The sequence below is a fragment of the Pseudonocardia sp. genome (assembly GCF_050246655.1).
Classification (GTDB): Bacteria; Actinomycetota; Actinomycetes; order Mycobacteriales; family Pseudonocardiaceae; genus Pseudonocardia.
Genome location: NZ_JBFWVQ010000091.1, coordinates 1 through 23,319, shown reverse-complemented (window position 1 = coordinate 23,319; position 23,319 = coordinate 1). Strand labels below are relative to the sequence as shown.

General features: G+C 71.8%; 21 protein-coding genes and 1 pseudogene. 17 read left to right on the top strand and 5 right to left on the bottom strand.

The window, feature by feature from the left end; translation table 11 throughout:
* The first annotated feature begins 305 nt into the window (after window positions 1-305).
* The 3 genes from AB7J25_RS23190 to katG are packed head-to-tail and all read left to right on the top strand — an operon-like array spanning window position 306 to window position 4,682.
* A complete protein-coding gene (locus AB7J25_RS23190; protein WP_428512080.1) occupies window positions 306-1,331 on the top strand; it encodes an NAD(P)-dependent alcohol dehydrogenase in 1,026 nt (341 codons plus the stop codon).
* A 51-nt stretch (window positions 1,332-1,382) separates the two neighbouring features.
* Window positions 1,383-2,408: an amidohydrolase family protein gene (locus tag AB7J25_RS23185; protein ID WP_428512078.1), complete on the top strand. Its 1,026-nt coding sequence runs from the start codon at window positions 1,383-1,385 to the stop codon at window positions 2,406-2,408.
* Window positions 2,409-2,450: 42 nt separating this feature from the next.
* Window positions 2,451-4,682 carry a catalase/peroxidase HPI gene (katG, locus tag AB7J25_RS23180; protein ID WP_428512076.1) on the top strand — a complete coding sequence of 744 codons (2,232 nt, stop codon included), beginning with the start codon at window positions 2,451-2,453 and terminating at the stop codon, window positions 4,680-4,682.
* 406 nt (window positions 4,683-5,088) lie between these two features.
* Here the strand turns inward: katG and AB7J25_RS23175 are convergent, their stop codons facing one another.
* The gene (locus AB7J25_RS23175; protein ID WP_428512074.1) at window positions 5,089-5,988 is read right to left on the bottom strand and encodes a DMT family transporter; all 900 of its coding nucleotides are present in this window, start codon (window positions 5,986-5,988) and stop codon (window positions 5,089-5,091) included.
* A 3-nt stretch (window positions 5,989-5,991) separates the two neighbouring features.
* Complete coding sequence (locus AB7J25_RS23170) at window positions 5,992-6,771, bottom strand: GntR family transcriptional regulator (protein WP_428512072.1); 780 nt, start codon at window positions 6,769-6,771, stop codon at window positions 5,992-5,994.
* Here AB7J25_RS23170 and AB7J25_RS23165 point away from each other — a divergent pair.
* The 12 genes from AB7J25_RS23165 (at window position 6,744) to AB7J25_RS23110 (ending at window position 18,832) form a co-directional block, all read left to right on the top strand.
* Window positions 6,744-7,226 (top strand): helix-turn-helix domain-containing protein, encoded by a 483-nt coding sequence (locus tag AB7J25_RS23165; RefSeq protein ID WP_428512070.1) that lies wholly within the window; start codon window positions 6,744-6,746, stop codon window positions 7,224-7,226. The two genes, AB7J25_RS23170 and AB7J25_RS23165, sit on opposite strands and share 28 nt — an antisense overlap.
* Before the next feature lies 1 nt (window position 7,227).
* Window positions 7,228-7,464, top strand: coding sequence for a hypothetical protein (locus tag AB7J25_RS23160; RefSeq protein ID WP_428512069.1), 237 nt, complete (start codon window positions 7,228-7,230; stop codon window positions 7,462-7,464).
* Window positions 7,461-7,898 carry a WhiB family transcriptional regulator gene (locus AB7J25_RS23155; RefSeq protein WP_428512067.1) on the top strand — a complete coding sequence of 146 codons (438 nt, stop codon included), beginning with the start codon at window positions 7,461-7,463 and terminating at the stop codon, window positions 7,896-7,898. The genes AB7J25_RS23160 and AB7J25_RS23155 overlap by 4 nt, the downstream gene beginning before the upstream one ends.
* Window positions 7,895-8,263 (top strand): hypothetical protein, encoded by a 369-nt coding sequence (locus tag AB7J25_RS23150; protein ID WP_428512065.1) that lies wholly within the window; start codon window positions 7,895-7,897, stop codon window positions 8,261-8,263. The genes AB7J25_RS23155 and AB7J25_RS23150 overlap by 4 nt, the downstream gene beginning before the upstream one ends.
* On the top strand, window positions 8,260-8,670 hold the full coding sequence (locus tag AB7J25_RS23145) for a hypothetical protein (RefSeq protein WP_428512063.1): 411 nt from the start codon (window positions 8,260-8,262) through the stop codon (window positions 8,668-8,670). The genes AB7J25_RS23150 and AB7J25_RS23145 overlap by 4 nt, the downstream gene beginning before the upstream one ends.
* On the top strand, window positions 8,667-9,431 hold the full coding sequence (locus AB7J25_RS23140) for a DUF2637 domain-containing protein (RefSeq protein ID WP_428512061.1): 765 nt from the start codon (window positions 8,667-8,669) through the stop codon (window positions 9,429-9,431). The genes AB7J25_RS23145 and AB7J25_RS23140 overlap by 4 nt, the downstream gene beginning before the upstream one ends.
* Complete coding sequence (locus AB7J25_RS23135; protein ID WP_428512059.1) at window positions 9,428-11,461, top strand: type IV secretory system conjugative DNA transfer family protein; 2,034 nt, start codon at window positions 9,428-9,430, stop codon at window positions 11,459-11,461. Before AB7J25_RS23140 ends, AB7J25_RS23135 begins: the two co-directional genes overlap by 4 nt.
* On the top strand, window positions 11,458-11,898 hold the full coding sequence (locus AB7J25_RS23130; protein ID WP_428512058.1) for a hypothetical protein: 441 nt from the start codon (window positions 11,458-11,460) through the stop codon (window positions 11,896-11,898). The genes AB7J25_RS23135 and AB7J25_RS23130 overlap by 4 nt, the downstream gene beginning before the upstream one ends.
* Window positions 11,895-12,362 (top strand): hypothetical protein, encoded by a 468-nt coding sequence (locus AB7J25_RS23125; protein ID WP_428512056.1) that lies wholly within the window; start codon window positions 11,895-11,897, stop codon window positions 12,360-12,362. Before AB7J25_RS23130 ends, AB7J25_RS23125 begins: the two co-directional genes overlap by 4 nt.
* Window positions 12,363-12,397: 35 nt before the next feature.
* Window positions 12,398-13,027, top strand: a complete 630-nt coding sequence (locus AB7J25_RS23120) for a hypothetical protein (RefSeq protein WP_428512054.1) — start codon at window positions 12,398-12,400, stop codon at window positions 13,025-13,027.
* A gap of 222 nt (window positions 13,028-13,249) precedes the next feature.
* Window positions 13,250-17,704: a MobF family relaxase gene (gene mobF, locus AB7J25_RS23115; RefSeq protein ID WP_428512052.1), complete on the top strand. Its 4,455-nt coding sequence runs from the start codon at window positions 13,250-13,252 to the stop codon at window positions 17,702-17,704.
* Window positions 17,705-18,439: 735 nt separating this feature from the next.
* The gene (locus AB7J25_RS23110) at window positions 18,440-18,832 is read left to right on the top strand and encodes a hypothetical protein (RefSeq protein WP_428512050.1); all 393 of its coding nucleotides are present in this window, start codon (window positions 18,440-18,442) and stop codon (window positions 18,830-18,832) included.
* A 59-nt stretch (window positions 18,833-18,891) separates the two neighbouring features.
* On the opposite strand, the gene AB7J25_RS23105 is transcribed toward AB7J25_RS23110, so the two are convergent.
* A complete protein-coding gene (locus AB7J25_RS23105) occupies window positions 18,892-19,539 on the bottom strand; it encodes a hypothetical protein (RefSeq protein ID WP_428512048.1) in 648 nt (215 codons plus the stop codon).
* Between the two features lie 226 nt (window positions 19,540-19,765).
* On the opposite strand from AB7J25_RS23105, the gene AB7J25_RS23100 reads away from it, so the two are divergent.
* Both AB7J25_RS23100 and AB7J25_RS23095 read left to right on the top strand, forming a co-directional pair.
* Window positions 19,766-20,473, top strand: coding sequence for a DUF6218 family protein (locus tag AB7J25_RS23100; RefSeq protein ID WP_428512046.1), 708 nt, complete (start codon window positions 19,766-19,768; stop codon window positions 20,471-20,473).
* Window positions 20,425-21,648 (top strand): annotated as a pseudogene (locus tag AB7J25_RS23095) (exonuclease domain-containing protein); the annotation flags it as partial. The gene AB7J25_RS23100 and the pseudogene AB7J25_RS23095, both read left to right, overlap by 49 nt.
* Window positions 21,649-21,730: 82 nt before the next feature.
* Here the strand turns inward: AB7J25_RS23095 and AB7J25_RS23090 are convergent.
* Both AB7J25_RS23090 and AB7J25_RS23085 read right to left on the bottom strand, forming a co-directional pair.
* On the bottom strand, window positions 21,731-22,468 hold the full coding sequence (locus AB7J25_RS23090) for a transposase (RefSeq protein ID WP_428512044.1): 738 nt from the start codon (window positions 22,466-22,468) through the stop codon (window positions 21,731-21,733).
* A gap of 206 nt (window positions 22,469-22,674) precedes the next feature.
* Window positions 22,675-22,992, bottom strand: coding sequence for a transposase (locus tag AB7J25_RS23085; RefSeq protein ID WP_428512042.1), 318 nt, complete (start codon window positions 22,990-22,992; stop codon window positions 22,675-22,677).
* Window positions 22,993-23,319: the final 327 nt, after the last annotated feature.

Sequence of the window (23,319 nt, the reverse complement as noted above, 5' to 3'; positions counted from 1 at the left end):
CCGGCCTGATCCTGACCACCAACTCGCTGGTGGCCGAGGAGCAGACGCCGTGGAACAAGGCCCTCATGACCGAGTTCGGGCAGCTCGACGAGGGCATCCCGCAGCCGTCGCCGGACTCCAGCACGCCACAGTCGCTGGGTCTCGGACCGTCGATGGGCTGACCGCCCGGATCGTCCGTTCCTGCCGACGAAATCGGCGAAGGTCGCACTCGACTCCCCGCCGACGGCCCGGCGAGGTCCGCTCCAGCTTGACCGGGCGCGGCCCCCGGCGCCGGGCCGATGTTCCTCACGACTCAGGAGACGTCAGTGAAAGCTGTTCGGGTACATGCGTACAACGAGATGCCGCAGATCGACGACATCCCCGAGCCGAAGCTCCAGGGCCCGCTGGATGTGATCGTCAAGATCGGTGGTGCGGGTGTGTGCCGCACCGACCTGCACATCGTGAACGGCGACTGGGCCGAGGCGATGAACCCCGACCTGCCCTATGTCGTCGGGCATGAGAACGCGGGCTGGATCCACGCGGTGGGCGAGGGCGTGACCAATGTGGCGGTCGGGGACACGGTGATCCTGCACCCGCTGGCGACGTGTGGTTTGTGTCCGGCGTGCCGGCGCGGCAAGGACATGCAGTGCACCGATGCCTATTTCCCGGGGTTGTCGAACGACGGGGGGATGGCGGAGTACCTGCGCACCAGTGCCCGTTCGTGTGTGAAGTTGAAGCCGGAGACCAGGCCGCAGGACGTCGCCGCGCTGGCCGATGCGGGTATCACCGCCTATCACGCGGTGCGCAAGGCGGTGCCGCAGCTGTACCCGGGCACCTCGGCGGTGGTGCAGGGTGCGGGCGGGTTGGGGCACATCGGGATCCAGTGTCTGAAGGCGTTGTGTGCGACGGATGTGATCGTGGTGGACCGCAACGCGGACGCGTTGGCGCTGGCCAAGCAGATCGGCGCGGACCACACCGTGGTCGCCGACGGCACCCACGTCGAGGCGGTCAAGGACCTCACCGACGGTGCGGGCGCGACGGTGGTGTTCGACTTCGTCGCCGAGCAGGGTGCGGAGCTGGACGCGTGGGCGATGACCGCCCCGGACGGCTCGATGTACGTCATCGGCTACGGCGGTGAGTTCCGCGCACCGACGCTGGACTTCGTGGCGGGGGAGAAGAACGTCATCGGCAACATCGTCGGCACCTACGCCGACCTGTCCGAGCTGATGGTGCTGGCCCAGGCCGGCAAGGTCACCCTGCACACCAGGCAGTACCCGCTGGCGAACGCCCTGGACGCGTTCCACGATCTCGACCAGGTCCGCGTCCGCGGGCGGGCGATCCTCGTCCCCTGATCGCTTTTTCCGCCACCCCGAAGACAGAACTATTGGGAAGGGTTCTCCATCGTGTATGAGAAGGACGGCGAGAAGTACTTCGTGGTCGACGCCCACATGCACTTCTGGGACGCGAGCCGCGAGAACTGGCGCGAGGGTCGTGAGCAGTACGCGAAGGGTTGGATCGACTGCTTCTACGGCTACCACCAGCTGGGCCCGCCGGAGACGTACTGGGACTACGAGCGCTACCTGAAGGTCTCCGAGGAAGACCTGGTGCGGGACGTGTTCGAGGAGGGCCACGTCGACGTCGGCATCTTCCAGTCCACGTACCTGAAGTACTGGTACACCGAGGGTTTCAACACGCTGGAGCGCAACGGCGGGCTGGCCCGCAAGCACCCGGGCAAGCTGATCGCGAACGGGGCGTTCGACCCGCGCGACGGGGACGAGGGGCTGCGGCGGTTGGAGCGTGACGCCAAGGAGTACGGGCTGAAGGGTGTCAAGCTCTACACCGCCGAGTGGCACGAGGACGGTTCGCGCGGGTTCAAGCTGACCGACCCGGAGTGCTACCGGTTCCTGGAGAAGGCCCAGGAGCTGGGCATCAAGAACGTCCACGCGCACAAGGGCCCGACGATCTGGCCGCTGAACAAGGACGCGTTCTCCGCCGAGGACGTGGACGCCGCGGCGACCGACTTCCAGGACCTGAACTTCATCATCGAGCACGCGGGCATTCCGCGGATCGAGGACTTCTGCTTCATGGCGGTGCAGGAGCCCAACGTGTACGCGGGGTGTTCGGTGGTCATCGGCGGGCTGATGCACGCCCGTCCGAAGTTCTTCGCCAAGGTGCTGGGGGAGCTGCTGTTCTGGGTGGGTGAGGACCGGCTGACCTTCGGTTCGGACTACAACATCTGGACGCCGAAGTGGCAGGTCGAGGGCTTCGTGGACTACCAGATGCCCGACGACGACCAGTTCGCCGACTACCCGCGGCTGACCACCGCCACCAAGAAGAAGATCCTGGGCCTGAACGCCGCCAAGCTCTACGACATCCCGGTGCCCGCCGAGTTCCAGATCCAGGAGACCGTGCCAGCCGCGGGCGAGTAGCCCGGCGCGCACCCTCAAAGATCAGCTATCGGAAGGATTCCCGTGTCTGACAAGCCCGACGCCGCAGTTGGCGAGATGAACGTGGAGGAAGCCAGCGGTTGCCCGGTGCACACCGGTCGCCTCGCGCACCCCACCGAAGGCGGCGGCAACATCGACTGGTGGCCGAACCGGCTCAACCTGAAGATCCTGCGCAAGCACTCGGCTGTCGCGAACCCGATGGGCGCGGACTTCGACTACGCCAAGGAGTTCAACTCCCTCGACCTCGACGCCCTCGCGGCCGACGTAGATGCGGTCCTCACCGACTCGCAGGACTGGTGGCCGGCCGACAGCGGCAACTACGGCGGCTTCTTCATCCGCATGGCCTGGCACGGCTCCGGCACCTACCGCGTCACCGACGGCCGTGGCGGTGCCGGTTCGGGCATGCAGCGCTTCGCGCCGCTGAACAGCTGGCCGGACAATGTCAACCTGGACAAGGCCCGCCGCCTGCTCTGGCCGGTCAAGAAGAAGTACGGCCGCAAGATCTCGTGGGCCGATCTGATGATCTTCGCGGGCAACCGGGCCCTGGAGACCTCGGGCTTCACGACCTTCGGCTTCGCGGGCGGCCGCGCCGACGTCTGGGAGCCCGACGAGGACGTCTACTGGGGCCCGGAGACTACCTGGCTCGGTGACGAGCGCTACAGCGGCGACCGCGAGCTTGCCCAGCCGTTCGGAGCGGTCCAGATGGGCCTCATCTATGTCAACCCGCAGGGCCCCAACGGCAACCCGGACCCGCTCGCCTCGGCCCGCGACATCCGCGAGACGTTCGCGCGCATGGCGATGAACGACGAAGAGACCGTCGCCCTCATCGCCGGCGGGCACACCCTCGGCAAGACCCACGGCGCCGCGAACCCCGACGTGGACGACAACGTCGGGCCCGAGCCCGAGGCCGCGCCGATCGAGCAGCAGGGCCTCGGCTGGAAGCAGGGCTTCGGCAGCGGCAAGGGCCGCGACACGATCAGTTCGGGCCTGGAGGTCACCTGGACCCAGACGCCCACGCAGTGGAGCAACAAGTTCTTCGAGAACCTGTTCGGCTTCGAATACGAGCTGACCAAGAGCCCCGCCGGTGCGTGGCAGTGGGTGGCCAAGGACGGCTCCGGAGACAACCAGATCCCCGACCCCGAGACCGGCGAGCTCAACCGCCCGGTGTCGCTGCTGACCAGCGACCTGGCGCTGCGCGTCGACCCGGTCTACGAGCCGATCTCGCGGCGCTTCTACGAGAACCCCGACCAGTTCGCCGACGCGTTCGCCCGCGCCTGGTACAAGCTCACCCACCGCGACATGGGCCCGATCCAGCGCTACCTCGGGCCGCTCGTGCCGCAGGAGGAGCTGCTCTGGCAGGACCCGGTGCCGGCCCTCGACCACGAGCTGGTCGACGCCGCCGACGTCGCGGCGCTCAAGGCGAAGATCCTCGACTCGGGCCTCTCGGTCGCCCAGCTCGTGAAGGCCGCGTGGGCGGCGGCGGCGTCGTTCCGCATCAGCGACAAGCGCGGTGGCGCGAACGGCGGCCGCATCCGGCTGCAGCCGCAGGTCGGCTGGGAGGCCAACGACCCGGACGACCTCGCCCAGGTGATCCGGGCGCTGGAGAGCATCCAGGCCGACTTCAACGCCTCGGCGGGCGGCGGCAAGAAGGTCTCCTTCGCCGACCTCGTCGTCCTCGGCGGCGGCGCCGCGATCGAGAAGGCCGCGGGCGGCGCGGTCACCGTGCCGTTCACGCCGGGGCGCACCGACGCCACCCAGGAGAAGACCGACGTCGAGTCGTTCGCCTACCTGGAGCCGGTCGCCGACGGCTTCCGCAACTACCGCGGCAAGGGCGACACCCTGGCCGGCGAGTACCGCCTGGTCGACAAGGCGAACCTGCTGAACCTGTCCGCCCCCGAGATGACCGTCCTCGTCGGCGGCCTGCGGGTGCTGGGCGCCAACACCGGCGGGTCGTCGCGGGGCGTGCTCACCGACGCACCCGGCACGCTCACCAACGACTTCTTCGTGAACCTGCTCGACATGGGCACGGAGTGGAAGGCGGTGGCGGGCGACGACGACGCCTTCGAAGGCCACGACCGCGCCTCCGGCGCCGTCTTGTGGACCGGCAGCCGCGTCGACCTCGTCTTCGGCTCGAACTCCGAGCTGCGGGCGCTCGCCGAGGTCTACGCGAGCGACGACGCGAAGGACAAGTTCGTGGCGGACTTCGTCGCCGCGTGGGCGAAGGTCATGGACCTCGACCGGTACGACGTGCGCTGATCCCTGAGAATGGCCCAGCCGGTGAGGTTTCGGTGGTGTAAGGATCCGTATTGATGGTTCGGGCGTTTGGGATGCTGCGTCGCTGGGAGCGGCCGACGACGGCTGTTGGCCCGGCGTCGTCGACCCGCGCCTCTCCGATCCCGAGGATCGGCGCGGCAGCTACCTGTGGGTCGGTAGCCCTGATCCGCCGAGGCCATGACCTTCCTCGGCTCGATCTGAGCGGATCGGCGATCTGGCACGGCTCCAGCGTGGGGTGCCGCAGTTCCCCACGTTGCATCCACCGGTAGTAGTTCTTGGCTCGGGTGTCAGCGGACGGTGGTGATCCTCTCGCCCACCGGGCATGGAACTTCACGTTGGCGTAGAGGGCTTAGCGAGGACGCTGGAGCGTCGATGAAGGTCGTGCCCGTCATGACGTGGGGCGACGGTTAGGTGCGAGCCAAGAGCGTGATCTTCCACGGGCCAGGCCTACGCCGACGAGGATCAGCAGACCCCCGGCCACAAGGGTCCAGCGCGCTGGTTCGTCGAGGAATGTGACACCGAGCGCGACGGCGACGAGGGGGAGAAGGTAGGTGACCACGCTGGCGGCGGTCGGTCCCTCCGTGGCGATGAGCGTGAAGTTGATGACGAGTGCGAGGCCGGTGCCCGCCACGCCGAGGATCAGGAGCGCGAGCGCTGAGCCCGTCGTCGGACCGGGACCGGACCCGCCGAATGGCAGGGTCGGCAGCAGTAGGCAGGCCGCCGCGACGAGCTGGAAGGCGGTGAGGCTCAGCGGCGAGATCCCGCGGTTGGTGAGGTAGCGCGCCTGGTAGACGTACGCGACGCCGTAGCTCGCGGCCGCGGCGACCGTCGCGACGAGCCCGCCGGTGCTGCCGCCGAGAACGCCGCGCCAGGGCTCGACCACAACCACGACGCCGATGAACCCGAGCAGGACGCCGAGCACGCGTCGCCCCGTGAGGCCGGCGTCGGCGCCGGAGACGAAGAAGGCGACGAGCAGGGTCCAGAGCGGCGTCGTCGCGTTGACGACGCCGGCCACGCTCGACGGCACGGTCTGTTCGGCAACCGCGAAGAGCGTGTACGGGAGTGCGTTCGCGACGAACGCCGAGACCGTGATGTGGACCCACATGCGCCAGCCGCTCGGGCGTTCGAGCCGACGAACGAGGACGAGCGGCACGAGCACGAGCGCGCCCAAGGCGAGGCGTGCGAACGTCAGCTGCGTTGGGGTGAACCCCTCCAGCGCGAGCGCGATCCAGAAGAAGCCCGATCCCCACAGCAGGGCCAGGGCAGCTATCAGGCCGACCGCGCGCACGAGCTACTCGACGGGCGCGTCGTAGCGCAGCCCGGAGAGGTCCGCCCGCATGACGAACCGGGTCAGCTCGTACGGCTCACCCTCGGTGTCGATGCTCGTGTGCAGCACATCGAGCACCGGGACTCCCGCCGGGAGGCGGAGGTTCTGGCGCTCGTCGGGGGTCGGCATGCGCGCACCGATTTCGTCGAGGATGCGCGCCATCGTGTGGCCGCGTTCCTCGAAGATTCCGTGAATCCCGAAAGGGTGCCCGACGTCGTCGCTCAGTAGTGGCGTGCCTTCCGCGATGGGCCACGGGATCCAGGTCGTGACCCGCTGGACCGGGTCGTTGTCGGCCCAGAAGACGTTCTCGCGGCGGAGGACCGACTCGTCGTCGGGCGGGAGCTTCAGGCGCCGCGCGACGTCGGGTGGCGGCTTCGTGCGCTCGATCAGGAGGACCTCAAAGCGTCCGGCCTTCCCCTGCTTCGCGCATTCGAGGAGGAACGGCGAAAGGCCAGTCGAGCGGTAGCGCGGTGAGTAGCGGTCGTTGCCGAGTCGGATCACCGCGGTAGCCGGCCGGACGAAGACGCCCCGGCCGTGCTCGGCGACGACCAGGCCGCTCTCGGCGAGAAGCCGGATCGCCTGGCGGACCGTGTTGCGGGCGATCCTGTGCTGCTCCGCGAGTTCGCGCTCGGACGGCAGCTTCGCGCCGGGCGCGAGCGCCCCCGACTCGATCGCACTGCGCAGCTCTGCGGCGAGCCGTTCACTCGCCGGCACCCGTGCCCCGTCACCGTCCGTGCTCACCACGTGTCCAGCCTACTACTGGCTTGAGCCAGTGGGGTGAAGCGGCGCGTCCCGCTCGAATCCGTCTCAGGCCTCGTGGTTCACTGGCGCATGCCAGTTTCTCTACTGGCACAGTCCAGCAGAGGGGGACATCCGTGAGACCAGGTGAACAGGCGAGCGGTGCAGGCCAGCGTGTCGGAGCGACCGGGCTGCCGGCGCAGGGGAGGGGGCAAGCGCAGGAGACGCCGCGTTTCTTCAGCGTCCCCGAGGTGGCGCGGATCTTCGGGATGTCGCCGGTGACGGTGTACCGCGCGATCGCGGCGGGGGAGTTCCCGGCGGTGCGCATCCGCGGGCGGCTGATTGTCCCGGCCAAGGCCGTCGAGGAGATGGCTGAGGTTGCGATGGCAGAGCACGCCGTCGTGGACGCGGGTGGCTGGGTGCCGTTCGTGCCCTCGCCCCAGCGGGCGCGGGAGGCGTGACGTGGAGAACGTCGGGCTGTTGATCGCTTTCTCGGTGCTGGGTGCGGTGATCTGCGCGAAGGCGCGAGTGCCGGCGGGGGCGGTGGTGTTCTCGCTGATCGGACTGGTGCTGTTCGTGTCGACGCCGGCCGGGGCCGGGTTGCCGGGTGCGGTGACTGGCTTGTTCGACGCGGTGGACGACTCAACGTCGCCGACGCTGCTGCAGGTCGACCGCGACACCGCGGGGGGTGCGGGGTGAGCGCGGCGGCTGGAAACCGGGTCTCCACGGACTGGCGCGCGGCGGCGGTGTGCGCGCAGGTGGACCCCGAGCTCTTTTTCGCAGAGGCGGACCGGGGGCGCGCCTACGAGGCGCAGGTGGCAGCGGCCAAGGCCGTCTGCGCGGTGTGCCCGGTCCGCGCGGAGTGCTTGTCGTTCGCGCGGGCGCTGCCTTACGGGGTCGCCGGAGGGTTGGCGCCGGAGGAGCGCCGCGGCCTGACCCGCCCGGACGACGCCCCGGTGTGGCCGGCCGAGCTGGAGCCGTCCGGCACGCGCCGCGAGATCGCCGCGGCCGGGCGGGCGGCGCTGCGCGCCGGCCACGACCTCGAGGCGGTGGCCCGGATGTGCCGGGTCACCCGGCGCACCGCGCTGCGGTGGGCGGCCCAGGTCCGTGACGAGAACGGAGCGGCGGCATGACCGAGCGCGATGAGCGCCCTACGGCGGTGGTGCACGCCGAGCGTGGTGCGCAGGCGTGGCGCGCAGCCGAGATGGCGCAGCGGATGACGGCGCCGGATCACAGCGACTTCTACGCTTTGGCCGGCGAGCTGGTGGACACGCTTCGCGCGGTCGAGGCGCTGGCCGCCGTGCTGGCCCAGCAGGTGGCCGGCTATGCCGCCGGTCGGCCGGTCTACGACGACAGCGGCGTGATCGAGCCGCGGACGCGGTTGCGTGCCGGGGTGCTCGCGCTGGCCGAGCTGCGACATGGCGTCGCGGAGGGCGAGCGGGCGGTGAACGCGTTCTGGAACGCGATCTCCCACATCGGTGTGGAGGTGGCGTCGTGAACCGTCGCCAGCTCACCCAGGTCGGGGCGGACGCGATGCGCGCCCCGACCGTCGCCGACGCGGATCCACGCCTGCTGGCCGGGTGCGGGCGGATCGAGCTGGGCCGGATCATGGCCGAGCACGACGCCCCGGCCGGGTCGTGGTGCCAACGCTGCCGGTGGCCGGTCGGTGGGGTGCACCGGGTGTGCCCGTCGCGGGCACTGGCGCGGTCGATCCGCGATCGCCGCCCCGTGCCCGGGTGGTTGTTGCAGCTGGTCGACGAGGTTCCGGGCGCCCGTGCACCCGCGGTGCCGGTGAGCCCGCAGCAGCGCTGGGCCGTCGAGGATGCCCTGCCTGGGCTGTTCGACGCCCCGCCCCGCCAGGACCCGCCACCCGCGCGCCCGGCCCAGGGCGGGTGGTCGCGATGAGCGCCCGGCGCGTGCTCTACGTCCTGCTGCTGGTGGTCGCGGCCGCGGCGGCTGTGTTGTCGTTCGCGGCGCTGCGCGACCTCGCGCTGGTGTGCGGGTTCGCCCCGCGGCTGGGCTGGCTGCTACCAGTGGTGGTGGACGCCGGTGCCGCCGCCGGGTCGCTGGTGTGGCTGGGCGGGTGGGCCACCGGGGCAGCTCGTCGGTTCGCCCGCGCGCTCGCCCTGGCCCTGCTCGCCCTGTCGGTCGCAGCGAACGCACTCGGGCACGGGCTGGCCGCGTTCGGGTTGGCGCCGGCGTGGTGGGTGGTGGTGATCGTGTCCGCGGTCGCCCCGGCCGTGCTCGGCGCGGTGGTGCACCTGGCCGTGCTGGTCGGCCGCCCCCACCCCGACATGTCGACTGCCGCGCACGAGGACGACCAGGGCGACGAGGCGACCAAGGAAATCGTCGACTGGTGGCGTGACGCCCCTCCCGCCGAGCCGGCCGCACGGGTCGACCCGGGCCGGCGGGCGGCCGAGCTGATCGCCGCGGGCGCGGGGCGGCGCCGGCTGTCGCGCGAGCTGGGGATGACCGAGTACGAGGCCCGCCAGCTGCTGGCCCGCACCCGCACCCCGAACGGCGACACCCCGGACCCGGCAACCACAGAAGCCGCGATCCGAGACGCGGCTACCCCGGAGGTCGCCGGGCCCGCTGCCGCCGACGCGGGGCTGGCGCGCACCTCACAGCACTTCAACGGCTCGACCCCGATCGAGAGGACGTCGTGAGCGGGATCAACACCGGAACGGTGCTGGTACTCGCCGGCGCCCTCCTGGCCACCTGGATCATGTGGCGGCTCCGCGCCTACCCCAGCGCGCTGCTGCTCGGTGCGTTCGCCTGCCTGCCCGCGATCACCCTGTTCCGCCAGGTAGCCACCGCGGTGTCGTGGCCGGGCCTGGCCGTCGGGCTCGCGCTGCTGGGATGGGTGGGTTGGCAGCGCCGGTCGCACTCCGCGGTGCTCGTCACCCGGTGGGGGAACCGGGCCCGCCGCAAGTCCGGCGTCGCGTCGACTCTGGACATCGCTCGCACCGGGTCCGGGGTGGCGATGCGTCGCCGCACCCCGATAGTGCGCCCCTCGCTACTCGCCGGATCGCGGACCCGTCGGCTGGTGCAGCTACTGGGCCAGCCGGTGGCCCAGGTGGCCGTGCAGCTGTGCCTGGTCGGGACGCTGCGGGTGTGGGCCTCGATCGAGGACGTCGTCGTCGCCTTCGGCGGCCCCCGCGTGGGCAAGACCCAGTGGCTGGCCGGGCGGGTCCTGGACGCTCCGGGCGCCGTGCTGGTTACCAGCACGCGGACGGACCTGCTGGAGCAGACCGGGCCGCTGCGCGCTCAGTTGGGGCCGGTGCTGGTGTTCAACCCGGTCGGGCTCGGCGACCTCCCGTCCACGATCACCTTCGACCCGCTGACCGGCTGCGCGGACCCGGAGACCGCGTTCGAGCGGGCCACGGACATGCTCGCCGCCGCCAACCGCGCCGGTGGTGGGGATCGGGAGTTCTGGGACGACCAGGCCCGGCGCAACCTGGCCGCGCTGATGCACGCCGCCGCGCTCGGCGAGCACACGATGAGCGAGATCCAGACCTGGCTGGCCGACCTGGACCGGGCCGAGCCGCGCATCCTCGCCCTGCTGCGCGCCAAGTCCCCGGAGCCGGCCTACGAGGCCGCGGTGCGCCAGTTCATCGGCACCAACGAGCGCACCCGCACCTCGATCACCTCGACCATTGCCCCCGCGCTGGGCTGGCTCACCCACGCCCCGGCCCGGGCGGCCGCGCTCCCGGAACGCGACGGCGGCCACCCCTTCGATGTCACGCAGCTGCTCGACACCCGCGCAACCGTGTATCTGCTCGGCGGGGAAGAGGCCCAGGTCGCCCCGCTGGTCTGCGCGCTGACCGGCTATGTCGCCCGCGAGGCCCGCCGCCTCGCCGCGCATCAGCCGGGCGGGCGGCTCGACCCGCCGCTGTCGCTGCGGCTGGACGAGGCGGCGCTGATCTGCCCGATCCCGCTCGACCGCTGGTCGGCCGACATGGGCGGGCGCGGGGTGTCGATCGTTGCCTGCTTCCAGTCCCGCGCGCAGCTGGTCGACCGCTACGGCGAGGCCAAGGCAGCGGTCATCCTCAACAATGCTGGCGCCCGGCTGCTGTTCGGCGGCACCGCCGACCGCGACGACCTCACCTACTGGTCCACCCTGGCCGGGGACCGCGACGAGCACGTGTGGACCACCGACGAGCACGGCCATCGCACCGCCCGCTCGGCGCGCCGGGTCCCGGTGCTCGCCCCCGCACAGCTGGCGAACCTCCCCGCCGGGCGGGTCGTCGCGTTCCGCCGCGGCATGCCCCCCGTCATCGGGCGGGCCGAGCAGGCCTGGCGGCGCCGCGACGTACATGACCACTTCCACCCCACCGCAATCACCGTCCGGGCCCGCGCCGCCCTCACCCGCCACCACACCGCTCTCGGCGAGTGGCTCGCCACCCGTGCGCGGGCGCTCGCCGCCCGGCTCACCCGCGCTCGAGCCACAGCCGGGCGATCGGCCCAGGCCGCCACCGCCGGTCCCGGTAGGTGGCTCGCCGGGCTGCGCTCGCGGATCACCGGCGGCTACACCCCACCTCCGATCGTGGATGGCCACCTCGCCGACCCCGACCTGGGTCACGCCCACACCGGGGAGGTCATCCCCTTCCATCGGCCGGGCATCGGGCCGGCCGACCCACCACCGCGGTCGGGCGAGCCGGACGATGGCCAGGACGACGGGTCGTGGCCGCGATGACCACGCGCGGCCGGCGCCTTGGCCGACCCCGCTCCGGCGCACGCTACGGACCGCGGGAGGTCGCGGTGCTCGCCGACGGCCCCTGGGCGCCTCGCCGCTACTGGCGCGCCGACCTGGAAGCCATGCAGCAGGCCAGCCGCGCGATCGGCTACCCCGACGATCATCCCTCCGCCGTGCTGCGCCGCTACCAGCCCACCGACGAGCACCTCCCAGACGACGGACCCGCCGGCGCACCCGCCCGGCTGTGGCGCTGCCAGCCGCCCACGAGCGCCTCGTCAGCCGTGGCCGTCCCGCGCCAACGCGGCCGCGCCCACGCCCCGGACGACGCCCGCGGCCGGGATCGGCCGACGCGCCGGCGTCACGACGACCCACCCGAGCACACCCCCACCGCCACGACCGACGCCGACCCCGGCGAGTACGTGAGGAGCCTCTGGTGACCACGCCACCCGCCGAGCCCACCGGCCGCCACACCCCGCCCGGCAATCGCCCGGGTCCGCCCGCCCCGCGGGAGGACACCACCCCGGCTCGCGGCCGCGACCCGGAGGTTGTCGCGCTGGTCTGCCCCGAGTGCGGCGAGGACGCCATCGAACAACCCCCCGCCGCCCTCGTCCCGTACGAGGCCCACGACCTGGCCCGCCCGGTCTACAGCCACCCCGATGGTGAACCGCTCTGCCCCGTCGTCGGCCCCCACGGCTACCAGCCCGCCGACCCTGTCGAGATCACCGCAGCCGTCGACGACGAGATCATCGCCGCCCACGACGCGGTCGCCCGCGCACTCGCCGGCATCAGCCCGCCCTCCGCCGACATCGCCCACCGCGACCAGCTCACTCGCTGGCACCACGACACCCACGACGCCCGGCACCACGACGACGGGCTCGCCGACGACGCAGGCACCCCATGAGCGGCGATTGCCAAACCGGGAGCCCCGACCCGACCGTGGTCGCACTCAGCCGCGACCTGCAACGCGCGCTGCGCCGCCTCGACACCGTCGACGCCAACGTCCTCCAACTCGCCGCCGACCTCGCCGCGCTCGCCACCCACCTCACCGACGACCAGCCCAACCCGACGCGCGACACCGCCCCCGCGGTGCGGTCGTGGCTGCTCGCGGACTCGCCCCAGTTCGACGCCCACGCCGACCTGGCCCAGCTGATCTGGTGGGTCGACCGGGTCTATCTGCGCTACTCCCGCGCCCGGCTGTCCTCGTGCTGGCTGTGGCACCCCGAGGTGATCGAGGAGCTGTGGTGGTTACGCGGCGCGCACGCCGACGCCTACCACCCCGAGGACGGCTCGTGGCTACGCGTCGGGGACTGGCACGACCGCCAACGCCCCGGAGTCGAACGCCGCATCAACACCCTGCTCGGCTGCTGCGACCTGACCCGGCACGCCGACCAGCACGGCCGTCCCGCCGACATCGGTGAGCCCGACCCGGTGCCGCTCACGCGTCACGCGGCGGCGGTCGCCGACACCTGGACCGCGCATCCGCGCACCGCCGGTCCCGAGCCCACCGCCGAGCAACTCGCCGAAGCCGCAGAACTGCTCGACCGCCAGTACCGCACCCACCGATGAAGCCAGCACGCCACCGCTCAGAGCAGGACCTTGGACGACTAGACGAGCCAGCCGAACAGAGCCCACAGAGATCAACTATCCAAGATCAAAAGGCCGAGCACACCGAGGCATCACGATCCGATGGTGGGTTCCGCGGGCCCTGGCGGGCCACAGAAGAGACACCGCCGCTCAAGATCAAAAACCGCGCGTGCGTCGCGGTGACCGCGATGGGGGAGAGGGACGTTGCTGAGCATCTCGACGGGGCATGACGTCGGCTATCTGACCAAGGCTGTGGCGCAGGCGCGGGAGGGCTACTACACGGGTGCGGTCGCGGCCGGGGAGCCGCCGGGGCTGTGGTTCGGCAAAGGCGCGGAGGCGCTCGGGCTGGGCGGGGAGGTGGATGCGGACCTGATGGAGGCCGTGTACACCCACCTGCTGGACCCGCGTGACCCGGCGGCGGGGGCGCGGTCGACGTGGGGCGAGGCCGCGCCGCTGGCGCAGGGGCATCGCAAGTACCGGACGGCGGATCAGGTGTACGAGGCGCTGCTGGAGACGAACCCGGGCGCGGGCCCGGAGCGGCGGGCGGAGTTGCGGGCGCTCGCGGAGCGGTCGGCGCGGCAGGCGGTGTCGTTCTTGGATGTGACATTCTCGGCGCCGAAGTCGGTGACGGTGCTCGCGGTCGCGTTCGAGCGCGCCGCCAACGACGCCGCGGCGGCGGGGGATCACGAGGCGGCGGCGGCGTTGTCGATGCACGCCAAGACGGTCGAGGACGCGGTGATGGCCGGCGCACGGGCGGCGATCGAGTACCTGCAGGAGCACGCCGGCTATTCCCGGGTCGGGCACCACGGCGGCGGGGCCGGGCGGTGGGTCGACGCGCACGAGTTCGTCGTGGCGCAGTTCCTGCAGCACGACTCCCGCGACCGCGACCCGCAGCTGCACGTGCACCAGGCCATCCTCAACCGGGTGCTGTGCGCCGACGGGGTGTGGCGGGCCCTGGACTCGAGGGCGATCCACGCGCTGCGGGGTGCGGCCGGCGCGGTCGGAGAGCGGGTGATGGAGGCCTACCTGACCCGGGCGTTGGGGGTGGAGTTCGCGACCCGCCCGGATGGCAAGGCCCGCGAGGTGCTCGGGGTGCCGCAGGAGGTGATAGAGCTGTTCTCCTCCCGCCGGCGTGCGGTGTCCGCGCGGACCGAGGAGCTGATCCGCCAGTTCCGCGAGACCGCCGGGCGCGAGCCCTCGCCCGCGGAGCGCTACTACTTCGCCCAGCAGGCCACGCTGGCCACCCGGGCGGCGAAGTCGCACGAGGGCGAGACCCGCGAGCAGCAGCTGGCCCGGTGGACCGAGCAGTGCCGGGAGATCATCGCCGGTGGGTTGGCCCGGGTCGCTGAGGACGTCCTCGGTCGCGCCCAGCACGCCGAGGACGCTGCGGCGTGGTCGCCGCGGGATGTGATCGAGCGGGCGTTGGCGGCGGTGTCTGAGTCGAATCAGGCGTGGTCACGCTCGGCGCTGATGCGCGCGATCTCCGACGCGCTGCCGGGGAACCTGCGGATCGACCCGGAGCAGGTCGCGCCGCTGCTGGAATCTCTGACCGACGCCGCGCTGGCGCGGGCCGTTCCCGTCACCGCGGCGGACGACACGACGAACCTGCCCTCCTGCGAGTTGCTCGGCAACGGCCAATCCCCGTACACCGCGCCGACCGGGGCGCTCTACACGACCGACGGCCAGTGCTCGGCCGAGCATGCGCTGCGCGCGGCGGCCGTCGAGCGCGGCGCGGTCGCCGTCCCGGCCGCGGTCGCCGAGCGGTTGGCGGCCCGGTTCGCCGAGTCCGGGGTCACGCTCGGCGCGGACCAGGCCGCCGCACTGCGCGGGGTGCTCACCTCCGGAGCCCGGGTCGAGGTGCTGCTGGCGGCGGCGGGTACCGGGAAGTCGTTCGTGGTCGGCGCGATCGCCGACAGCTGGACCCACACCGGCGACCCGGACGCGCTGCCGCGGCGGGTGTTCGGGCTCGCGCCGTACCAGGTCGCCGCCGACGTCCTGGCCGGCGAAGGGCTGACGACCAAGAACGTCGCCGCGTGGCTGGCCGCGCAACGCCGCCTCGACCACCCCTCCGGCCGGTCAGAGGATGAGCGGTGGCGGCTGCGCTCTGGGGACCTCGTCGTGGTCGACGAGGCCGGGACCGCGACCACCACCGACCTGGTCGAGATCGGGCAGCGGTGCCGCGACGCCGGGGCGAAACTGTTGCTGGCCGGCGATCCGCGCCAGCTCACTGCGATCGGCCCGGGTGGGGCGCTGGCCGACATATCTGAGCGCGGCATCACCTACCAGCTCACCGAGGTGCGCCGCTTCCGCGAGGCGTGGGAGGGGCCGGCGTCGCTGCGGCTGCGCGACGGCGACGCGTCGGTGCTGGCCGAGTACGCCAAGCACGGGCGGCTCGTCGACGCGGGCACCGCCGAGCAGGCCGAGGCCGCCGCGTCCCGCGCGTGGCTGGCCGACACCCTGTCCGGGAAGGAGTCGCTGCTGCTGGTCGGCACGAACGCCGCCGCCGCCCGGGTGTCGGCCGCGCTGCGCGCCGAGCTCGTCGCACTCGGCCACGTCGAGGAGGACGGGGTTGCGCTGGGGATGGCGGAGTGGGAAGGGGTCACCGTCGGGGTCGGGGACCTCGTCCAGGCCCGCGCACTCGCGTGGCATCTGCACGGGTGGGAGGGCAACACCGCCGCGCCGATCACCCGCCAGACCTACCGGGTCACCGCGCTGCGCCCGGACGGCGGGCTCACCGTGGCCCCGATCCTCGACCGCGCCACCGACCAGCCCGGCACCGACGCGCCCGCCGATCGTAACGCCTGGGGGGAGCGCCTCGGCGCGCCGATGCAGCTGCCCGCCGACTACGTCCGCGAGCACCTCTCGCTCGGCTACGCGTCCACCCGCGACGCCGCCCAGGGCCGCACCGTCGACACCTCGCACTCGGTCAACGGCCCCGGCGGCGGCGCCGCTGGCGTCTATGTGCCGGGGACCCGCGGCCGGGAGGCCAACACCTTCTACGTGGTGACCCGCCACCTCGCCCCGGACGCCGAAACCGGCCAGACCCTCACCGTCGTCGAACGCACCGCCCAGGCGGTGCTCGCCGAGGTGATCGAGGGCGAGCGGGCCGAGCGGACCGCGCTGGCCGAGCGCGAGCAGGCCGACCTCGACGCCCGCTCGACCATGACCCACGTCGACCGGCTGATCGACGTCGTCGCCCGCGAGGTCACCGCCGGGCGCGCCGCGGCCACCCTGGACCGGCTCACCGCCGAGGGCGCGCTCACCGCCCATCAGCGCGAGGCCCTGGCCGCCGACGACGCGTTCGGGTCGCTGGAGCGGCTGCTGCGCACCGCCGAACTCGCCGGGCACAACCCGGACGCCGTGCTCACCGCCGCGGTGACCGACGAGCGCGGCCTGCGCGACGCCCGGTCCCCCGCACAGGTGCTGCACCACCGGATCACCACCTCGCTGACCGGCCGGCTCACCCCGAACATCGCGGACGTGGCCGACCTCATCCCGGCCGCGACCCCGCCCGAGTGGCGGGCCTGGCTGACCGACCGGGCCGAGGCCGCCACCGAGCGCCGCCATGAACTCGGCGCGCTGACCGCCGAGCAGGCCCCGCCGTGGGCGGTCGATGCCCTCGGCTCCGTCCCCGACGACATCCTTGCCAGGCAGGAGTGGGAGCGGCGCGCGGGCTGGGCCGCCGCCTACCGCGAACTCGTCGGCTACACCGACGAGCGCGACCCGCTCGGCTTCGCCCCCGCCCCGGCGCTGGCCGAGAAGGCCGCCCTGTTTCGGGCCGCGCACCGCGAACTCGGGCTGCTCGACGTCGGCGCCGAGGAAGCGAGTCTGTCCGACGGGCAGCTACGCGCCCGGGTCACCGGCTACGCCCGCGAAGAAGCGTGGGCACCCCGCTACGTCGACGACGAACTCGAAGCCACCCGGCGCGCGCTGGAGACAGCCCGCGCCGACGCCGTCATATGGGCCGCCCGCGCCGACGCCCCCGACACCGACCCGACCAGCGCCCAGCAACTCCGCGACGCCGCGGACCAAGCCCAGCAGGATGCCGCCGCGCTCGCCGACCGCGTCTCTGCGCTGGAGGCGGCCGACCAGGCCCGCGCGGCGTGGTACGTACACACCGCCGTCAGCCGCGAGAAGGCCCACCGCTCCGCCACCGAATTACGGGCCCGCGGCATCGACCCCACCGAGGCCGCCGGCCGCGTCACCGCCCAGGAATGGATCGACGCCCACCACGCCGAACAAGCCGACGCCGACCTCGACCGCGAGATCCACGAGGACTACGAACTTGCCGACGACGAGCCCCGCGACGTCGACCAGACGCGCAGCCCCGACCGGCGGACCCACATCACGGTCGAGCAGCCACCGGTCGACATCCGCGACACCGCGACGGTGGACTTGACCGAGCACACCGACCCCACCGCACGCCGGCGGGTGCCGACCGTCGACGAGGCAGCCGAGGCCGTCGCCCGCTCCCAGGCCGCGCTCGCCGAGATCGCCGCACGCCACGACACCGACAGCGCCCGCGCCCAGCGCGAGGCCACCGAGCAGGCCCGTCTCGACGAACTCGTCCGATGGCACCACGACGACACCACCCAGCACGAGCAACACGACGTCGACCACCGGACCGGCCGCCCCGACGAGGCGATGCTGGAGCGGTAAGGCATCACCCAGCAGGCCGGCCAGCGATCCCGGAATCCTGGCTGCCGTCTCCGCACCCGCGCACCGCTTCACGGCCGTCTCGTCTAAGACATGGTCCCCGCCCAGGCGATGCCGTGGAACATCGAGCGAGATCATTTTCACCGGGGCGGCGGTACCAATCGACGAGGCTCGGAGGAGACGATCAATCGCTTACCGTAGATCTTGGTCGGAGGGGGCCGAGTCATGGGTTCGGTAGGAAATCACACCGCGTCCTGCGCCTGGGCAACGGGACATGACTGCAAATGCACTGGCTGCGGCGGATCTCTTCATGGCTGGGTTGGCGGCGTCGGACTGGCGCAGCCGCACATGGCTCCCGAACGCGCCCAGCGCCGCGCAGAGATAGATCGAAAGTGGACTAAATACTTCCGCCCCGATAGAAAAACCATGAACAGGCAGACCAAAGAGGCGGGAATAGATTCAGCGAGACTAGACATCATCTCCTGGATGGCTGAGCACTGGCGGAAACGTGTCAAGAGTCAGTCTCCGGGCGACGCTGACCCGAATGCCGAGAGCAAGGCGCGCGCTGATTCCACAGTGCCGGCGGGCGCTTCCGCGCCCGCCCACGACGATGGCACACCTGTTTAATCCGCGGTCGAATCGGCCGTCGAGACACACGGCAGCGCCATATCAAATTCCACCCACAAAGCCGTGGACGCCCACATAGGGCCGTCGAAGCTTCCCGACGCCAGAAGGCAGATGGCGGACCACTTCTGGTGCGACCTGTTCGCAGCGCTCGCCGAAGCTATCGAGAAGTTCAACGACACGCTGGAGTCTGTTCCCGATTGCGTCGTCGATATCATACTCGGTTCCGAGAAGCAGGCGCGTCGCTCGTTGATCACGCATGAGGTCGTGAAACTCGCAGTGAAGAAGGCATGGAGCCCGGTCGAGGCGGCGATCAAGGCTTCGTTTCAATCCGAGGACGTGCTGCGCGCATTGCGCATCCTTGCGGTACTGGCGTGCCCCGCGCCTGAAAAGCACATCGCCGTACGCCGACACTGCCTCAAACCATTGGGGAGCGAGATGCTCACGGAGGCCACGAAGGACAGACTCGAAGTGATCTTTCCCGAGGAATTCACGGCTGGAATGTAGGAGCGTCGCGGCGACGTTGTCGCCTCACCTTGGTCGGCGCGGCGGCCGGCCGCCGGTCGTCAAGTCACGCTCGTCGCTGCGGCGTCCACCTGCGCACGCACGTGCCGCCACCAGCACTGCGCCTCCGCCCGCGCCCGGTCCCGGCAGGCCTGCTCCGCGGCCTGCCACGCCTTGTCCGGGTCACGGGGTCGACGCGGCCGGTACAGGTGCGGCCGCTCCGGCGGTATACCCGCCGCTCGATGCCACGACGTGTGCACCGGGAAGTCCTCCCGTGACCCGAGCAGCCACGCCAACACCCGCCACACCCCGTACGCGAACTCCGGATCATCCACCCGCGCCGGCGCCGCGGTGACGCCCAGACTCCGCCAGTCCGCGGCGGTCGGCGGAATCTGCCCCGCCGCCACCGACAGCGCCACCCAGCTCTCGGCCCGCGCCATCTCCCGGGACACCCCACAGGTCCACGTCCTGACCGGCTCGCCCGTCCGGGCGTCGGGCGTCGTCGACCAGCTCGACTCCGAGCAGCACCGGGCTGTCATCGGCGACACCTCGCCGAGCGTGAACCACACCAGCGCCGCAGCCACGCCGGCATCCCGCCGCGTCGAGCTGTACGGGCCCAGCCCGATCAGCCGCTGCGCGACACGCTCGCACTCCCATACCGCGTCGTCGGCCGGAACGACCCACGACGGAAGAAGCACCAGCGAGGACATGAACCTCAGTATGGGCCGAGAACCGACAGTTTCCGCAGGTCCGCAGTACGTGACCCGGCGGCAACGGCACGGCGGCGGCGGTTGCCCACGCCCTCGACTGCGCGGTGTCCGAGAGGACGCGACGCGACTTCTCCACCACGACGAGTAACACGTGCTGCTGGGAATCGACATTCGCAGCGGTGGTGACCATGGGGCGGCGCAGGCCGCGGAGGGGATCGGCTCAGTCGTGGATTCAGTGATCGAGGAAGCGTCGGGGCTGGCCGAGCCGGCCGCCGCGCTATGGGCGCCGGGCAGCGCCGTGCTCGCCGCGGGCGAGGACGAGTTCGGGCAGCCTGCGGTGGCGGTGTGGCAGGTCAGCCCGGACGGTCATCTGACCGGAGCGTGGGTCGTCCCCGAGCGGGATGCCTACAACGACCCGGCTGCGGCGCGGCGATTGCTGGTCAGCATCGAACGGCGCGCCCTGGCCGCTACCCCTGCCGGCGCCGTCGACGAGACCGTCGCCCGGCTCACCGGGGCCGCGGGCATCGACACCGGCCGATGGTGGGACAAGCAGCTGTTCTTCCCGGTCGAGGCCTTCCAGGAGGTGCTCGGCAGGCGGGCGGAGTTCGAGGCGACGGTTGCCGCGATCCGCGGCGGCGGGCGTACCGTCGCGCCGCTGGAGTGGGAGCGCACCTTCTCTCCCGACGACCGGCCCACGACGATCAGCGATTTGGCACGGCTGGCCGGGATCGCCGCGCCTGCTGGAGCGCCAGTGGTCGTCGAGGCCCTGCGGACGTCGCGGGTGCTTCAGTGGCTCATCGGGCTGTGGACGCGGACCGAGCAGCCGAAGAACCGTCGTGACTACCTGCGGGACAAGCACGGCGAGCCCGACGCCCTACCCCCGGCGTGGTTGGACGCGGTCCTGACCGCCAGCGACACCCGGCTCCCGCTGTGACCGTGCTGACCGGCGATGCCTGGCTCGGGTACGCGGTCGTGGACACCGAGACAACCGGGCTGCTCCCCGGCTTCCGTCATCGCATCGCCGAGCTCGCCGTTCTCCACCTCGACCCCGACGGCACTCCCACCGGTGAATGGTCCACCCTGCTCAACCCCCAGCGGGACCTCGGGCCGCAGGCCATCCACGGCATCCGCGCAGCCGACATCCGCTGCGCGCCCACTTTCGACCAGATCACCGGCCAGCTCGCCGACATGCTCACCGGCCGGGTACTCGTTGCCCACAATTGGCCTTTCGACGCCATGCACCTGCGTGCAGAGTTCGCCCGCCTCGGCGTCGACGTCCCCTTCCACCCGGCGGGCGGGCTCTGCACGATGCAGGCCGCCGGGCAAGCCATGCCCTGGGCGCGACGCTCACTGATCGAGTGCTGCGCCGCCGCCGGCCTGCCCGACCGCACCTGGCACACCGCCCTCGACGACGCCCGCGGCGCCGCCGACCTGCTCTGCCACTTCCTCCAGCGCGCGCCGCACCTCGTCGAACCCAACGACGACCACCGCGCCGCCGCCTCCTGGCCATGGCCGCAGTTCCCGACCACCAGCGTGCAGCCGGTGCAGCGCACACCCCTCGGGCATGTCAGACCGCACTTCCTCGCCCGGCTCGTCGACCGCATCCCGCGCACCGGCGAACCCGTCAAAGACGCCTACCTCGCCATGCTCGACAACGCGCTGCTCGACCGACAGATCTGCGACACCGAAGCCGACGCGCTGGTCGACCTTGCCCACGACCTCGGCCTGACGAAGTCCGAGGTCATCGACCTCCACCACCGCTACATACGGGAGCTCGGCCAGGCCGTGTGGGCCGACGGTGTCCTCACCGACGACGAACGCCGCGACGTCGACACCGTCGGCACGCTGCTCGCCATCGATCCCGCCACTGTTGAGGCCATCCTCGCCACGACCGGGAACCGGCCACCCACGCCTCCGGCGGCGGCGAACGGGCCCACGCTGAGCGCCACGGGCCTCACCTTGCGCCGAGGCGACACGGTCGTGCTCACCGGCCAGATGCAACGAGGACGCGCCGAGATCACCGCGCAGGCGCGGGCCGCAGGCCTGCGGATGACCACCTCGGTCAGGCGCAGGACCACTGTCGTCGTCGCAGCCGACCCAGATTCCCTCTCCGGCAAAGCCAGCGACGCCCGCAGACACGGCGTTCCCGTCGTCAACGAGCACACCTTCATGCGCGTACTCGTGTCCCGCGTCAAGCAGTTGGCAGGATTTCGGGTTCGGGAAAGTTTGGGATCACCGGGTCGGCCAGGCCGAGGTGGACCTCGAGCGGCCGGTTCCAGGCCAGCGCCTCGTGCGGGCGGACGGTGTTGTACTCGACTCGGTAGTCCTCGGCGTGCGCGACGAGGTCGAGGACGTCGGGGATCTCCTCGAGGAACAGTCGCTCGTACTTCAGGGTGCCGAACCCACGCTCGCGTGATCCGTTCTGCCCCGGGGACTTCACGCGGGTGCGGACATGGCGCAGCTCGGGATGGGTAGCGATGAACGCCTCGAACCGGAACGAGCGGAACGGGCCGCCGTTGTCGGTCACGATCGTCGCCAACGGCAACACCTTCCCGTCGTCGTCCCGCGGGGCCAGGTCGATCAACGGTGCGCCGGCCAGCCGGGCGGCTTCGGCGAGCGCGAGTTCGACCGTGGTGATCGCGTCGTGCTGGTTCGCGGTCGGGGAGACGTGCCAGCCCAGCTCGTACTTGCTCCAGTAGTCGCGGCAGCCCGCGAGTCGCCACGTCCCGCCGGTAGCGGTCTCGAAGTCGGTGAAGTCCAGTTGCCACACCTGGTTCGCGCCGGTCGGCTCGACCGCGAACGCGGCCTTGCGGCGGGCGGCGAGCTGGCGGCGTTCACGCTGGTAGTTCGCCTCCAGCAGCAGCCCCTCGTCACGCAGCAGCCGCAGCACGCTGGCCTGCGACACCCGATGCCCGTCGTGACGGCACATCGCCCACACCTTGCGGTGTCCCCACGCCGGGTGCGCCAGCGCATGCCGGCGCGCGGCCTCACCGACCCGCTCACGGGCTGGACGCGGCCATGGGCCTTTCGGCTGTCGGTCCTGGCGGGCGCGCCCCTGGCGGCGGCGCCAGGTGCGCTCGGGCACGCCTATCAGCGCGCAAAACCTCGTGGTCGGCATGCCCGCACCCACGCGGATCACCTCGAGGTCCGCGAAGGGCCCAGCCGGCCCTCCGCGGAGCGCTTCCAGACACGCAGCTCGACCGCGGCCTCACCCAACGCCTGGGTCAGGTCGGCGACCTCGGCCTGCAGCTGCTGCTCGCGCGTCGACGGCCCGGACTTGCCCGCGGCCAGCCCGGCGCGGCCGGCCTCCAGGAACTGCCGCTTCCAGTTCCCGACCGACTGCTCGGACACCTTCGCCCGCCGCGCGGCCTCGGCGACGGTGATCTCCCCGGCCAGGATCGACAACACGATCCGGACCTTCTCCTCAGCCGGCAACGCCGGCGGTCTCGCCATGACGATCAGATTCCTCCATGGTCAGACCCGCAAGAAACGGGCCCTGCCAAGAAGTCTGACGCGCGACACTCGATGCCATGGGCTGACGGCATCCGCTGCCGGCACCCGCCCGCACTAGTCGACGAACTGCACCGGGGCTCCGCCCCGGACCTCGGCCCTCTCTCCGGTGGAGCAGGAAAGCGCGGACCGTGGTTCCACCACCGGCCGGTCGTCCCGGAGGGATGCCACACCGCCCCGCGGGGCGCAAGGCAGGAAAGCGCGCCTTGCACCCCGCGGGTCGGCGCGGCCTGCAAAGCACGCCCGACCGACGGTGGAACCACTCGAACC